Origin of the sequence: Streptosporangium vulgare (genome assembly GCF_042428775.1) — a bacterium.
In the GTDB taxonomy this organism is placed as follows: Bacteria; Actinomycetota; Actinomycetes; order Streptosporangiales; family Streptosporangiaceae; genus Streptosporangium; species Streptosporangium vulgare.
The window spans coordinates 80,327-94,827 of the sequence record NZ_JBHMBS010000030.1; the positions used below are offsets into that span (position 1 = coordinate 80,327).

Sequence of the window (14,501 nt, forward strand, 5' to 3'; positions counted from 1 at the left end):
CCCGGCGCGGCACACCGTGATCGAGCCGCCGTGTCCCGCACCGCGGAGGAGGCCACGCGCGCCGGCCGGTCGATGTCACCGGCATGTCACCGGCATGGGGTTGGCATGGCGTCGGCGACGCACCCGGGGCCCAGCCGTGTTCGAGATCGTCGCGCCATTCTGCCTCCCGCACCGGCCCTCGGAATCCCCCGCCCGGCGGACGCCTCGCGCCTGCCCTCGTCCCTAGCCTGATCGCGAAAACAGGAGGGGGCACATGACCGGAACCGATCGGCGCGGTTGGCGGGACGCGGCGGAGAGGCTCGCTCGGGAGCGGCGCTGGGCGGACCTGTGGAACCTGGTCCGGCAGCGGGTCCCCCTGGTCGAGGCGGACCGCGTCCTGCCGCTGTTCGACGGACGGTGGCGGCCGGACGGCCCGGAACGCCCCCTGTTCGACCTGCTCGCCGCGACCCCGGCCGGAACCGTGGAGGAGGCGTACGCCACCCTGACCGCCGACCCCCTGCTGGAGATCCCCGTCGACGGCTGGATCGTCACCGGCTCGCTGTCCCCGGACGGCCGGTGGCTGGCGGTCTGCGTGAAGGGCTGGACCTCCGCCCACCGCCACGGAGTCCAGGTGTTCGACCTCCACGACGGGCGCCAGGTCGCCCGCCGGACGGGGGACGCCTGCTCCGGGGCGATGCTGAACACGGGCACGTCCGTCTTCAGCATGGACTGGATCCCGCCGACCCCCTTCCTCGGCCTCGTACGCAACGACGCCGCGGACAGGACGATGCTGCAGCCCGAGGAGTTCTCCCTGATCGCGGCGCTGACCTGGCTGGACCGCGACCGCTTCGCGGTGCTGGCCCGGCACTACCCCCGGCTCGGCCGCGACCTGGAGCCCGCCGACTGCCACCTGACCTACTACACCGGTGAAGGCGAGCGCGTCGAACAGGTCGTCATGGAGGAGGACCTGGTCTGGGGCGAGCGGGGGCCGGACATCCTGCCGTCGCACCTGGCCGCCGACCCGTCCTCCGGCCTGCTCGCCGTGGACGGGCGCACGCTGCGCATCGTCAGGCCGCCCTACCAGGTCCTGGCCCGCTCACCGGAACAGGAGCACCATCGCGAGCTGTGCTTCCTGTCCCCGGACCGCCTCGCCGCGGCGGGCGACGGTTGCCTGGAGATCTGGCAGGCGACCGGCGCGACCCTGGAGCGGGTGCGCGGCGTCGGCCTGCGCCCGCGGCGGAGGGGACACCGCCCGATCCTGGTCCCGCAGCGCCACGAGATCATGATCCTGGACGGGATCCCCGGCTCCGGTACGGGCGGCGAGGTCCGCTACCTCGACGCCGAGACCCTGGGCGACGTCGAGGGACCGCGTGAGCTGTCCGGCTCGATCGGCGTCGGGCTGTGGAGCACCCCCGACGGCTCCCGCCACGCGCTGGCCACGGAAAGCGCGGTCCACGTCGTACGCGACCCGGCGGCCGGAGCCCTCGCCACCCTGGCCGAACGCCCTTCGTCCGCCCTCCGGACGGTCGGCCTCCCCCTGCTCGACTCCGTACGGCCCGCCACGGAACCCGTGCGCCACCTGCTGGCCCTGCTGCGCGCGGCGACGCCCCTCGCCTCCCGCGACCGGTTCCCCGGCCGTTAGCCTCGGGCCTTCGCGGAGGATCACACCGGACGGCCGGGAAACCGAACCCCCGGCCGGCATGGAGGACGCGCGGGACGCGGCGGGCGGGCGCGCGGTCAGCGGGGAGAGCCGTCGCGGTGCCGGTAGAAGTCCGCGTGCTCGGCGGCGAGCGGGGTGTTGCCGAGGATGATGTCGGCCGCCTTCTCCGCGACCATCATGACCGGCGCGTAGATGTTGCCGTTGGTCACGTACGGCATCACCGAGGCGTCCACCACGCGCAGCCCGTCGAGGCCGTGGACCCGCATGGACAGCGGGTCGACCACGGACATGGGATCGACGCCCATCCGCGCGGTGCACGACGGGTGCAGCGCGGTCTCGCCGTCCCTGGCCACCCAGTCGAGGATCTCCTCGTCGGTCTCGACCCCCGGGCCCGGTGACAGCTCCCCCGCGTTGAACGGGTCCATCGCGGGCTGGTTCAGGATGTCGCGGGCGACCCGGACGGCCTCCACCCACTCGCGCCGGTCCTGGGCGGTGGACAGGTAGTTGAAGCGCAGCGCCGGGTGGACCCGGGGGTCGGTGCTCGTGATCTTCACCGAGCCGCGCGAGTCGGAGTACATCGGCCCGATGTGCACCTGGTAGCCGTGCCCGCCCGCGGGCGCGGAGCCGTCGTAGCGGACCGCGATGGGCAGGAAGTGGAACATCAGGTTGGGGTAGTCGACGTCGTCGTTGCTCCGGGTGAAGCCGCCCGCCTCGAAGTGGTTGGTCGCGCCGGGGCCGCTGCGCAGGAACAGCCAGCGCGCGCCGACCAGCGGCCGGTTGCGCCACTTCATCGCGGGCTGCACCGACACCGGTTGTCTGCAGCCGTACTGGATGTAGACCTCCAGGTGGTCCTGGAGGTTCTCGCCGACGCCCGGCAGGTCGTGCACGACGTCGACGCCGAGGGCGTCCAGCTCGGCGGCGTTGCCCACCCCGGAGAGCTGGAGCAGCTGCGGGGTGTTGATCGCGCCGCCGCACAGGATCACCTCGCCCGCGTGGACCGTCCGGCCGTCGTACTCGACGCCGACGGCGCGCCTGCCCTCGAAGAGGATGCCGGTGACGTGCGCCCGCGTCCTGACCTCCAGGTTGGGGCGGTTCATGACGGGGTGCAGGTAGGCGCGGGCGGCCGACAGCCTGCGGCCCCTGCTGATGTTGCGGTCGAAGCGGGCGAAGCCCTCCTGGCGGTAGCCGTTGACGTCGTCGGTCAGCGGGTACCCGGCCTGCTGCACCGCCTCGAAGAAGGCGCCGAACAGCGGGTTGCGCACCGGCCCGCGCTCCAGCACCAGGGGACCGCCCCGCCCGCGCCAGGGGTCGGCGGGGTCGGCGGCGAGGCAGTTCTCCATGCGCTTGAAGTACGGCAGGCAGTGGGCGAAGTCCCAGGTCCTCATGCCCTCGTCGGCGCCCCAGCGCTCGTAGTCCATCGGGTTGCCGCGCTGGAAGATCATCCCGTTGATGCTGCTGGAGCCGCCCAGCACCTTGCCCCTGGCGTGGTAGATCCGGCGGCCGTTCATGTGCGGCTCGGGCTCGGACTCGTACTTCCAGTCGTAGAAGCGGCTCCCGATGGGGAAGGGCAGCGCGGCGGGCATGTGGATGAAGACGTCCCACGGATAGTCCGGGCGGCCCGCCTCCAGCACCAGCACCCGGTTGGCGGGATCGGCGGACAGCCGGTTCGCGAGGGCGCTTCCCGCCGAGCCGCCCCCGACGATGACGAAGTCGTACATGTCTGCCTCGCCTCGTTCAGCAGGAGGTAATGGCCAAAATTGTAGCGAATAGCGCAATGTGCTGCACTATTCGCAACGGCCATTGTTCCTCCGGTGGCATTCGCCACCCCCAGCGCCTACAGTCCGGGCTATGGGCAACGATCCCCTCGGCGGCCGTACCGCCGACAGCAGTGGCGGAGTCCAGTCCGTCGACCGGGCCATCACCATCCTGGAGATCCTCTCCGAGCGCCGCGAGGCCGGGGTGAGCGAGATAGCCCAGGAGATAGCGGTCCACAAGTCGACGGCGTTCCGGCTGCTGGGCGCGCTGGAGTCACGCGGGCTGGTCGAGCAGGCCGAGGAGCGGGGGAAGTACCGCCTCAGCTTCGGGATCATCCGCCTCGCGGGCGGGGTGGCCTCCCGGCTCGACCTCACCCAGCAGAGCCGCCCCGTCTGCCGCCGCCTCGCCGAGGAGATCGGCGAGACGGTCAACATCGCCGTGCTCCGCTCCCACTACGCGGTCAACCTGGACCAGGTACGCGGCCCGGCGGCGGTCACCACGCACAACTGGGTCGGAGAGCTCACCCCGCTGCACGCCACCTCCAGCGGCAAGGTCCTGCTCGCCCACCTCGACGACCTGCACCGGACCCGGCTGGTCACGGCGGGCGGCCTGACGCCGTACACCCCGAAAACGATCACCTCGGCCGAGACGCTGGAGAAGCAGCTGCTCCAGGCCCGCGAGCGGGGCTACGCCGTCACCGTCGAGGAGTACGAGATCGGCCTGAACGCCGTCGCGGCCCCCATCCGCTCCCACGACGGCGAGATCGTCGCGGCGGTCAGCGCGTCCGGTCCGGCCTACCGCTTCAGCGAGGAGCGGCTGCACGAGCTGGCACCGGTCATGATCGCCGGAGCCCTGAACATCAGCCACCGCCTGGGCCACACCGAACGGGCCTGATCCCCCAGGCCGGCCCCGGTCCCGGGGAAGGCACACGCCCGGCCGCCCGACAAGCCTGACCGGCGACCCCCGCCGCCCGGCGAAGGCGCGACGAACAGTCCGTCTAGCTGCGGTAATGCAATGGTCTGCTTTTGGTCCAGATGAGGGCGGTTCGTTCCACAACTGCCCATCGGGCGGTTACCTTCGATGATGACCCGACCTCGGCTTTCAGAAGGAAGAAGGAAGGGAGGGCCACCTTGGGAGGTGGATCCTCGGGAGGTGGGTGCCGCAGATCGTTTCTTCCGCACTCGCTTCGCGCGCGCACCACGCTGGGCGTCACCGGCCTGGCTCTGATCTTCCTCACCGCGATCGGCGCCGGCGCGAACTTCCTGATCCTCAACCGGGTCCAGGCCCAGATCTTCGACGAGGCGGAGCGGGTCGCCGTCAACTGGGGCGCGTCTCTCCAGCCCGGCAGCACGCGACAACCGGTTCCGAGGACGCGCATCGACCTCCTCCAGCTCGTCGACTCCCGCGGCCGGGTGGTGACGGCCAGCGCCGCCGCGGCGGGCAGGCCGCCCCTGAGCGCGGTGAGGCCCCCCGCCGACGACCGGATCCAGGCCCGCACGGAGTGCTCCGGCCCGGGCGGGTGCGTCATGCTGGCCGCCTTCAGGGTCCCTCAGCCGGAGAGCTCCGGTCTCCGGCCGGACGAGCCCCGTTTCGTCTACGCCGGGATGACGCGGCCGCCCATCCTGACCGGCTACCTTCTGCAGCTCCTCACCGCCGCCGGGGTCCTGCTGGGCGTGGCCCTCGCCGCGTGGGTGAACTGGTGGGCGGCGGGCCGGAACCTTCGCCCGGTGGAGACGATCCGCGAGCACCTGTCCGACATCACGGTGAGCGACCTGAGCCTGCGCGTTCCCCAGCCGCCCGGTTGCAACGAGTACGCGCTGCTCGTCTGCACCGTCAACCGGACTCTGGCCAGGCTGGACGAGGCGGTGAAGCTGCAGCGCCGGTTCGCCTCCACCACCTCCCACGAGCTCAGGACCCCGCTCACCGGCCTGCGTACCCGGCTGGAGGAGGCGGTGCTCTACCCCGACGACGTCGATCCCCGCGAGACCGTCCGGGAGGCGTTGTCGATCACCGGGCGGCTGGAGACGATCGTCGACGACCTGCTGGTACTGGCCCGCCTCCGCGCCGGTACCCCGGCGGCGCACGAGCCGATCGACCTCGGCGCGCTGGTCGTCCAGGAGGCGGCGGCCCAGGCGGGTGACGTGCCGGTGCACGTCCACGTCGACCGCGACGTGCACGTCCGAGGCAACCGGATCCAGCTGGTCCGGGTCCTGAACAACCTCCTGGCCAACGCCCGGCGGCACGCCGGCACCATGGTCGAGGTCACCGCCGAGCGCGCGGACGGCCAGGTCGTCGTCACGGTGACCGACGACGGGGACGGCATCGCGCCCCAGGACCGCGAACGTGTCTTCGAGCGCTTCGTCCGCCTGGACGAGGGGCGGCGCCGTGAACCCGGAGGCAGCGGACTCGGCCTGGCCATCTCCCGCGACATCGCCCAGGCCCACCACGGGACCCTGCTCGTCGAGGACACCCCGCGAGGCGCGCGGTTCGCCCTTCGCCTGCCGATCCAGCAGGAACCGGCCGCCCTGGCCGACCCGGCGCGTCGTTGACCGTGGACCCGCGACCGCCCGTGTGACGCCGGGCTCAGGGGGCCGGCGGGCGGGGCGCCCGCACGTGGTGGTCCAGCAGGCGGACGAGCAGTTGCGTGAACTGGTCGCGTTCGGCGGAGGCCAGCGGGGCGAGCAGCTCTTCGTGGAGGTCGTCCAGGATCTTGTCGAGGCGGTGGAGGTGACGGCGCCCCTGGGCGGTGATCGTGATGACGTTGCGGCGGCGGTCGCCGGGATCCGGCGCCCGCTCGACGAGGTCACGCTCGGCCAGCTCGTTGAGGACGCCGACCATGTCGCTGCGGTAGATGCCGGTGCGCCGGCTCAGCATCGCCTGGCTGCCCGGGCCGAACTCCTCCAGCGAGGCGAGGACGGCGTAGTGCCATTTGCGGGCGTCGGCCTGGGCCAGCCCCTCGTTGATCAGCCGGTCCGACAGCGCGGATATCTGCGACAGCAACCGGCTGGTCCGGCGGCGCAGCCTGTTCGGCGTCGTCGTCTCGTCGTGCGGAATGTCCGCGGCTTCGGCTCTGCTGGTCATGACACCGATCCTACCCGTTTACGTTAGTCCGACTAACGGTATAGGTTCGTTCACGTCTGAAACGTTAGAGATCCTAACGTTAATTCAGTGAACGAAAGAGGATGTCATGTCCACGGACACTCCGATCGCCGACCGTCTCGAGATCGCCGACCTGTTCACCCGCCTGGCGCGCCTGCTCGACGAGCGGCGGTGGGAGGACACCGGCACCGTCTTCACCGACGATGTGACGGTGCACTCGCCGCGCGCGGGCGAACTCCATGGCATCGGCGAGGTCGTCGGCTATCTGCGGCGGGCCGAGGTCGAAGGGGGGCGCACCCAGCACGTGACCACCGACCTGCTGGTGGACCTCGACGGCGACCGGGCGTCCGCCTCGGCGAACTCGCTCGTGCACTTCTACCGCGACGGCCGAGCCCCCCACCTGGCGAGCGGCCTGCGACTGGCCGGCACCGCGGTGCGGACGCCGGCGGGCCGGCGACTCCGCGAGCACCGGATCACGCCCACCTGGTCGCGCGAGGCTTGACCTTGACACAGTGACAAGGTCTTCACTGGGGCCATGGAGGTGGTTCCGATGACCATGCAGGAACAGGACACGGATACGATCCGGTCTTTCCAGGGGCTGGAGGACGACCGCTCGTCGGTGCGGCTGCGGGCAGCGCTGGCGGCCGGCACGACCCCCGAGGCGGGGTTCGTCGACAAGCTCGTCGAACGGTGCGCGATCGAGCCCGATTTCTACGTGCGCGACATGCTCACGTGGGCGCTCACCCGCCATCCGGCGTCGACGACGGTCCCGAGGCTCGTCGACGAGGTCCGCTCGGAGCGCGCGCAGGCGCGAAGCCAGGCGTTGCACACGCTGTCCAAGATCGGGGATCGGCGGGCGTGGCCGGCGATCACCCGGGAGCTCCTGACCGACGCCGACGACGAGGTGGCGCGGAGCGCCTGGCGGGCGGCGGTCGTGCTCGTGCCCGAAGGCGAGGAGGCCGAGCTGGCCGCGGTGTTGTCGGCACAGCTCGGGCGCGGCGGACGTGAGACGCAGCTGAGCCTCAGCCGGGCGCTGATCGCGCTCGGTGAGGTGATCGTGCCGGCCCTGCGCGCGGCGGCGACGGATCCCGAGCCTCGCGTGCGCGCGCACGCGGTCGCCACGGAACGGCTGTTGCGCGACCCGGACGCCGGATTCGAGTTCGCGATCGAGGAGGCGAAGCGTGTCGTGGCCCTCGGCGAGAACAGCCGGGAGGGATGATGGAGGGTGTTGATCGGTGAGGTGGCGAGACGGTCCGGGGTCAGCGCCCGCATGCTCAGGCACTACGACTCGCTCGGCCTGGTGCGGCCGACCGGCCGTAGCGACGCCGGCTATCGCGAGTACTCCGGCGAGGACATCCGGCGGATCTTCCATATCGAGAGCCTGCGGTCGTTGGGGTTGTCGCTGCGTGACGTCAAGCGCGCGCTCGACGATCCCGGCTTCGTGCCCTCGGAGCTCGTCGACGACCTCATCCGCCAGGCACGAGAACGCATCGCGAGTGAGACGGAGCTGCTCACGCGGCTCCGCCGGATCAATGCCGCGGACCCCGCCGGCTGGGAGGACGTCCTCCAGATCGTCGCGCTCCTCCAGGCGCTGGGGTCGAAGAGCGCCGGCAAGCGCCAGCGCGCGGCCCTGTCCTCGGCCGAGGAGGTTCCGGTGCCGGTGGAGGCACTGGTCGAGGCGGTGCTGAGCGAGAAGGACCCGCACGTCGCCGGTGCCCTTCGATGGGCCTTGGCGCGATCGGGCGAGAGCGGGCTGGCACTGCTGGCGGAGGGCCTCGGCTCACCGGTGGCCGAGGTGCGCAAACGCGCCGTCCAGTCCATCGCCGAGATCCCGGACGGCGAGGCGACCGCACTGCTGCGCGACGCCCTCGCGAGCCCCGACATCGTGGTCCGCGGGTACGCGGCCCTGGCGCTCGGGGCACGTGGAGTGGCCGACGCGGTCCCGGCGCTCATCGACATGGTGGTCGCGGGGACGAACGACGTCGACGCGGCCGACGCGCTGAGCACGCTGGCGAGTCGTCCCGCGTTGACGGATCGGATCGCGACCGGGCTCGTCGACCGCCTCGGCCACGACACCGCCGAACCGTTCGCACGCCGGAGGCTGACACAGGCGCTCGCCGACATCCCCGGAACCACGGCCTCCCGCGCCCTCGCGGATCTGTCGCACGACGAGGACCGTGCCGTCGCGCTCACCGCGACGTACCTCCTCGGGATGCGCGACGAGCGATGACGGACCCCTCCCGGAGTGCCACGTACCCGTTCGGCTCCCGCGCCCGGATCCAGGGCCACTCCGGCAGGACATTTGTCCCGGGGGGTTCGGGATCGATGGATCTGCTGGAGCGGCCCGTCCGTTGACAGCGTGGAGGGCATGAGACGGAGATCGACGAGTGCCGCGATGGCGGTGACGATGCTGGTGTCGGCGTGCGCGGGCACGCCCGCGGAGCGGGCGCCGGAGAAGACCGGCGCGAACGTGGTCCGCACGGACGCGGGAGCCGTACGGGGAACGGTGACCGGTGAGCACCGGATCTTCCAGGGGATTCCCTACGCGGCCCCGCCGGTGGGTGAGCTGCGGTGGAACTCGCCGGCGCCGGTGAGAGTTTGGACCGGGATCAGGGAGGCCACCAGGCCCGGCAGCGTGTGCCCGCAGGTGGGGAGTGACTACGCGAAGGTGACCGGCTCCGACGAGGACTGCCTGTTCCTCAACGTGACGACGCCGCGCACGCCGGGAGGGAAACGGCCGGTGATGGTGTGGATCCACGGCGACGGCGCCCTGGGCTCCGGCGACCTCGGCGACGTGCGCCGGATCGCCACCCGCGGGGACGTGGTGGTCGTCACGATCAACTACCGGCTCGGGGTGTTCGGCGGCTTCGGGTACCCGGGGCTCAAGGGATCGGGCACGTACGGCCTGCAGGACCAGCAGGCGGCACTGCGCTGGGTTCGCCGCAACGCCGCCGTGTTCGGCGGGGACCCGGCGAACGTGACGGTGTTCGGCGTCTCGTGGGGCGCGCTGAGCATCAGCGGGCACCTGACCTCGCCGGGCGGCGCAGGTCTGTTCGACCGGGCCGTCCTGCAGAGCGGCGAGGGCATGATGGACATGCTCGCCGGCAGCATGGGCGAGGGCGTCCCCGCCTACCCGTCCTACGCCTGGCGCACGGTGGCGGAGGTCGAGGGGATGGGGACGTACGTGGCCCCGCGGCTCGGCTGCGAGGATCTCCGCTGCCTGCGGGCCCTCCCGGTGGAGAAGATCCTCGAAGTGCCGCAGATCATGAACATGTTCCAGACGTACGCCTACGGAGGCGAGACGCTGCCCGGATCGCCGGCCGCGGAGATGCGGGCGGGTCGTTTCCACCGGGTTCCGGTGATCTCCGGGGCGACCCGCGACGAGCACCGGATCTTCGTCGGGCTGTTCCACGACGTGGCGGGCAGACCGGTCACCGCCAAGCGGTACGGCGCTCTGCTGAGAACCGCGTTCGGCGGGGACGCGGCGAGGGTGCGCGCGGAGTATCCGGTCGCCCGGTACGGCTCGCCGGGGCCGGCGTGGGCCGCCGTGATCACCGACCGCATGTGGGCCAGGGCCACCTTCGAGCAGAACAGGCTGCTCAGCGGGAGGACGCCGACGTACGCCTACCAGTTCGCCGACCGCCGGGCCCCGATGTTCCTGCCGTTGAAGGCGGACTTTCCCTGGGGCGCCTACCACGCGGGCGACATGCCGTACCTGTTCACCGAGAAGGCGGTCACCTTCACCCCGGCCCAGCGGAGGCTGTCCGACCAGATGATCTCCTACTGGACCAACTTCGCCCGGACGGGCGACCCCAACGGCGCGGGGCTGCCCCGCTGGGAGCGCTTCGACCGTGCCGCCCCCGTCCCGCACACCCAGTCCCTGGAGCCGGACGCGATCGAACCGGTCGACTACGCCGCCGACCACAATCTCGCCTTCTGGGGATCCCGGTAGTTATCGGGTCCCCCGGTCCGGGCTCGTCGCCGCCGTGGACCTCACGGGCTGTCGGCCGGGGAAGCCGGTGACGTGCCGGGCCGGGGCGGGCCAGGGTGGGGCGGGCCGGGAGGTGGACGGCGACGTGTGCGCGCACTTCGCGCGCTCCCCGGAACACCACCGCGCTTCTTGGACACACCGCCACGCTTCTCGGAACACCGCGGCGCTTCTCAGACGCACCACCACGCTCCTCGGAACACCGCGCGAGCACGGCGCCGCCTCCGGCCCTCTGCGATCGGCCGGAGGCGGTGTCGTGCGGGATGCGGGAACGGCGGATCAGGCGACGGCACCGAGCCGGTACCGGCCGTTGTCGCCACAGCAGAACTCGTAGTCCCGGGTCACATCCCCGCTGACGGTCTGGCCCCCGATGGTGTCGTTGGGATCGAGGTCGTCGACCTCGATGAGGCGGAGCTGGGCGCCGACGGAGACGCACTTGTCGACCTCGACCCGCTGACCCGCGGACATCGACACGTAGGGCGAGGTCGTCGGCCAGATCTTCACGCCGTTGCTCGTGATGTACACCTCGTCACGGCCGCTCTCGGTGATCGTGAGGGCCCGGAGGCCGTCCAGGAACACGCCGGCGCCACAGGTGAGCGCGGCCTTCTCCCGGGCCAGGTTCGCGTCGGCGACCGCCGCCGGGTTTCCGGCCACCGTGAGGCATCCGGCCACCGTGGCCGCGGCCGCGAGCTTCGACAGTTTCCGCCAGGTACGCATGCCGGTTCCCTTCCGTCGCCCGTGAGGGTTCTCTTCGACTCGCATTCGTGTGCACTCTCCGTTTCGACTGCTGGTGACGTGCGTTCGCGCCACGCGTGCACCCCGCCCCCGGCGGGCGCGTGGCTCTCCTTGCCTCCATCAGATCTACGGCAGAGCCGCTCGCGCGGACCATGCTCGGGCACGCTCCTGTCGGTAAACCAGGAGTTCGTGTCCGTTTTCGACAGGGTGACGGAGCCGCCACCCGGCTCTCCGCCGGAGCCGGCGTTGATCTAAAAGCGTTGGCGCCGGAGCCTCCGAGCGGGCTAGCTTGGCTTCCGTCGTGCGCCAGATGGACATGCCCTGTCCGCGCCTGTGAGCCAACAGATGGGAGACGCGGGATGACTGCCCAGCTCGTCGCGCTCTGCTTCGATGCGAACGACCCGCTCCGTCTCTCGCGCTTCTGGGCCGGGGTCCTGGGCTGGGAACTGGCCGACGACCCCCACGACGGCATCACGCTCCTGCCGAGCGACGACACCGGGTTCCGGATCCGATGTCTTCCGACCCAGGAGAAGAAGACCGGCCAGAACCAGATGCACTTCGACCTGACGAGCACGTCCCTGGAGGACCAGCGACAGACGGTGGCGAAGGCACTTGAGCTCGGTGCACGGCACATCGACATCGGGCAACGCCCCGAAGAGGATCATGTGGTGCTCGCCGACCCCGAGGGTAACGAGTTCTGCGTCATCGGACCCGACAACAAATTCCTCGCCGACTGCGGGTTCGTCGGAGCGCTCGCGTGCGACGGTTCGCAGGAGGTCGGATACTTCTGGAGCGAGGCGCTGGGCTGGCCGCTGGTCTGGGACCAGGACCAGGAGACCGCGATCCGCTCACCGCACGGCGGTCCGAAGATCACATGGGGCGGCCCGCCGGTGGCGCCGAAGACCGGGAAGAACCGGCTGCACTTCGACCTCGCTCCGTCTCCGCAGGGCGATCAGCAGGCGGAGGTCGACCGTCTCGTCTCCCTCGGCGCGACCCGGATCGACGTCGGCCCGCGCGAGGTCGGCCGGGTGATGATGGCCGACCCCGATGGCAACGAGTTCTGTGTGCTGGCCTCTCGATAGGCGACCTGGCCCGGGAGCGGCGGTTCCCGGCCGACGCCGGTTGGAACCCGGTGAGCGCCCACCACCACGGGAGCCGTCCGGCGATCCGGAGGCATACCAGCCGAAGGGCGGGGCCCGTCGAACTGACGGGCCCCGCCCTCGTCCGGGGAACCGGTGGCGGGTGGTGGGACCGGCCCGCTATCCGGCGTAGGTCTCGAACTCGGCGACCTTGGGCGCGCCGGTCGAGCCGGTGATCCTGAAGGTGATCTTGCTCAGCGAGGTCGGGGCGAAGGTGACGGCGCCCGCTCCGCTGCCGGACTTCAGGACCGCGCCGGTGGTGCCGTTGAGGACCTGCCAGGATGTGATGGCGCCCGCGGAGCCCGACGCCTCACGGATGACGATCCCGGCCACCGTCTTGGCGGAACTCCACTTGATCGAGATGTCACCGGTCGAGCCGGCCGGTGACCAGTAGGTGCTCAGGTTGCCGTCCCGCACGTTGCCGTAGCTCGTCCCGTCGGCCTTGCTGGAGCCGTCGGAGCCGGCCCCGATGCTGAGGTTGGTCCCGCCGGGCGGAGGGGTGATCGTGGGGGTGGGCGTGGGAGTCACCGTCGGGGTCACCGTCGGCGTCGGGGTCGGGGTCTGGGGCGAGCAGCTGCCGTTCGACACCCGCATCCCCTTGTTGGCGCCCGCCGTCTGGCGGACGATGTCCGGCACGCAGCTCGCCCCGTCGAGGCTGTAGGAGTACGGGACGCTGACGGTGGTGTTGGACTGCGGGTTGGGCCCGGCGGGGGCGTTCTCGCTGCCGGGGGCCGACCAGGTCACGTTGTCGAAGATGTTGCCCGCGACCTGCCAGTAGCCGGCCTCGTTGGTGTAGAAGGTGCCCAGGACGTCCTTGGAGTCCTTGAAGTAGTTGTTCTCCACCTTCGCGCGGGCCCCGGCCCGGGAGTTGATGCCGGACTCGTGCAGGCTCACGTAGGAGTTGTTGTAGATGTGGGCTATGCCGCCACGCAGCAGGGGGGTACGGGAGTCGATGTTCTCGTACAGGTTGTGGTGGAAGGTGATGAAGCCGTTCGAGCGGTCGCTCTCGCTGGACCCGATGAGCCCGCCGCGGCCGGAGTTGCGCAGGGTGCTGTAGGACAGGGTCACGTACTGGACGTTGTCCTTCATGTCGAAGAGGCCGTCGAAGCCCTCCGACTCCCCGCCCGAGGCCTCCAGGCTGACGTGGTCGACCCAGACGTTGCGGACGGTGCTCTCCATGCCGATGGCGTCGCCACCGTTGGAGGTGGGCGAGCCCGACTTCTTCACGTTCCGTACGGTGACGTTCTGGATGATGATGTTGCTGGAGTCGCGGATGTGGATGCCCAGCTGGTCGAAGACGGCCCCGTTGCCGACCCCGATGATCGTGACGTTGCTGATCTGCTTGAGTTCGATCACACCGGCGGCGGTGTTGCAGCTCGAACCCGACACCTTGGCGGTGTTGCCGTGGTTGATGGTCCCCTCGACCTCGATGGTGATCGGGGTGCTGCTGCTCGCCCGGCCGCACAGGGCCGCGTGGATCGCGGTCCCGGTGGTGGCCCGCACCGTCTGCCCGCCCGCTCCGCCGGTGGTCCCGCCGTTGCCGGTCGCGTAGCCGGTGGCGCTGCCGACCGCCGCCGCCGACGCCTGGATCACCGGCACGGCCACACCGACCGCGGTCGCGGTGGCCGCCACGGCCAGCGCCGCCTGGAGTCGCAACGCGACTGCTCGTCTCATCCTTGTCTCACCTTCGTGTTCGAACACCTGCTCCGGGGGGTCGCCGACCGCCACGTGACCGGCGTGGACGTGCGCGTACCTGGACCGAACGCGGGAGTGGCGGGCACGCGAAGGTTCAGGGCTCTTCATATCGGCCCTCTCTTGGGCCGAGTGAAGTCACACGAATCCATACAAGGCGGCACGGAAAGCGCTTTCCTGCCATTTGGACCATAACGTCGGCCTTCAAAAGGCGTCAATGGCGAGAGCGGAAGCTGCAACAAAGCTGCAAACGCGTGTGTGAGGTCGGACCGCGTTCCACTCCTGCCCACCTCGGGCGGCACCTGTTCCGCACTCTCCGAATGGGCCGGACAGGTCCGCGTCACAGCGACGTCAGCAGTGGAAGTTTCACGGCGGGGCGGGGCGTCCCGCCACCGGGCGGAAGCGGTCTTCGCAGGAGACGAGCGGGGACGGGCCGGCACGGAAGGATCATGCC

General features: G+C 71.0%; 12 protein-coding genes. 8 read left to right on the forward strand and 4 right to left on the reverse strand.

Going from position 1 to position 14,501, the window contains the following annotated elements; all coding sequences use genetic code 11:
• Nucleotides 1-253 precede the first annotated feature (253 nt).
• Nucleotides 254-1,621: a hypothetical protein gene (locus tag ACFFRH_RS37275; RefSeq protein WP_344744776.1), complete on the forward strand. Its 1,368-nt coding sequence runs from the start codon at nucleotides 254-256 to the stop codon at nucleotides 1,619-1,621.
• Nucleotides 1,622-1,716: 95 nt separating this feature from the next.
• Here the strand turns inward: ACFFRH_RS37275 and betA are convergent, their stop codons facing one another.
• Nucleotides 1,717-3,357: a choline dehydrogenase gene (gene betA / locus ACFFRH_RS37280; RefSeq protein ID WP_344744777.1), complete on the reverse strand. Its 1,641-nt coding sequence runs from the start codon at nucleotides 3,355-3,357 to the stop codon at nucleotides 1,717-1,719.
• A 130-nt stretch (nucleotides 3,358-3,487) separates the two neighbouring features.
• On the opposite strand from betA, the gene ACFFRH_RS37285 reads away from it, so the two are divergent.
• On the forward strand, nucleotides 3,488-4,288 hold the full coding sequence (locus ACFFRH_RS37285; protein WP_344744779.1) for an IclR family transcriptional regulator: 801 nt from the start codon (nucleotides 3,488-3,490) through the stop codon (nucleotides 4,286-4,288).
• 236 nt (nucleotides 4,289-4,524) lie between these two features.
• Nucleotides 4,525-5,943 (forward strand): sensor histidine kinase, encoded by a 1,419-nt coding sequence (locus ACFFRH_RS37290; RefSeq protein ID WP_344744780.1) that lies wholly within the window; start codon nucleotides 4,525-4,527, stop codon nucleotides 5,941-5,943.
• Nucleotides 5,944-5,977: 34 nt separating this feature from the next.
• On the opposite strand, the gene ACFFRH_RS37295 is transcribed toward ACFFRH_RS37290, so the two are convergent.
• Nucleotides 5,978-6,475 (reverse strand): MarR family winged helix-turn-helix transcriptional regulator, encoded by a 498-nt coding sequence (locus ACFFRH_RS37295; RefSeq protein ID WP_344744781.1) that lies wholly within the window; start codon nucleotides 6,473-6,475, stop codon nucleotides 5,978-5,980.
• A 106-nt stretch (nucleotides 6,476-6,581) separates the two neighbouring features.
• Here ACFFRH_RS37295 and ACFFRH_RS37300 point away from each other — a divergent pair, with 106 nt between their 5' ends.
• The 4 genes from ACFFRH_RS37300 (at nucleotide 6,582) to ACFFRH_RS37315 (ending at nucleotide 10,445) form a co-directional block, all read left to right on the forward strand.
• Nucleotides 6,582-6,995, forward strand: a complete 414-nt coding sequence (locus tag ACFFRH_RS37300; protein WP_344744782.1) for a nuclear transport factor 2 family protein — start codon at nucleotides 6,582-6,584, stop codon at nucleotides 6,993-6,995.
• A 48-nt stretch (nucleotides 6,996-7,043) separates the two neighbouring features.
• Nucleotides 7,044-7,712: a HEAT repeat domain-containing protein gene (locus tag ACFFRH_RS37305; RefSeq protein ID WP_386162267.1), complete on the forward strand. Its 669-nt coding sequence runs from the start codon at nucleotides 7,044-7,046 to the stop codon at nucleotides 7,710-7,712.
• 6 nt (nucleotides 7,713-7,718) lie between these two features.
• Nucleotides 7,719-8,723, forward strand: coding sequence for a HEAT repeat domain-containing protein (locus ACFFRH_RS37310; protein ID WP_344744783.1), 1,005 nt, complete (start codon nucleotides 7,719-7,721; stop codon nucleotides 8,721-8,723).
• A gap of 138 nt (nucleotides 8,724-8,861) precedes the next feature.
• On the forward strand, nucleotides 8,862-10,445 hold the full coding sequence (locus ACFFRH_RS37315; RefSeq protein WP_344744784.1) for a carboxylesterase/lipase family protein: 1,584 nt from the start codon (nucleotides 8,862-8,864) through the stop codon (nucleotides 10,443-10,445).
• 315 nt (nucleotides 10,446-10,760) lie between these two features.
• On the opposite strand, the gene ACFFRH_RS37320 is transcribed toward ACFFRH_RS37315, so the two are convergent.
• Nucleotides 10,761-11,198, reverse strand: a complete 438-nt coding sequence (locus ACFFRH_RS37320) for a hypothetical protein (RefSeq protein WP_344744785.1) — start codon at nucleotides 11,196-11,198, stop codon at nucleotides 10,761-10,763.
• Nucleotides 11,199-11,575: 377 nt separating this feature from the next.
• On the opposite strand from ACFFRH_RS37320, the gene ACFFRH_RS37325 reads away from it, so the two are divergent.
• Nucleotides 11,576-12,298, forward strand: a complete 723-nt coding sequence (locus ACFFRH_RS37325; RefSeq protein ID WP_344744787.1) for a VOC family protein — start codon at nucleotides 11,576-11,578, stop codon at nucleotides 12,296-12,298.
• 177 nt (nucleotides 12,299-12,475) lie between these two features.
• Here the strand turns inward: ACFFRH_RS37325 and ACFFRH_RS37330 are convergent, their stop codons facing one another.
• The gene (locus ACFFRH_RS37330; RefSeq protein WP_386162270.1) at nucleotides 12,476-14,029 is read right to left on the reverse strand and encodes a pectate lyase family protein; all 1,554 of its coding nucleotides are present in this window, start codon (nucleotides 14,027-14,029) and stop codon (nucleotides 12,476-12,478) included.
• Between the last annotated feature and the right edge of the window lie 472 nt (nucleotides 14,030-14,501).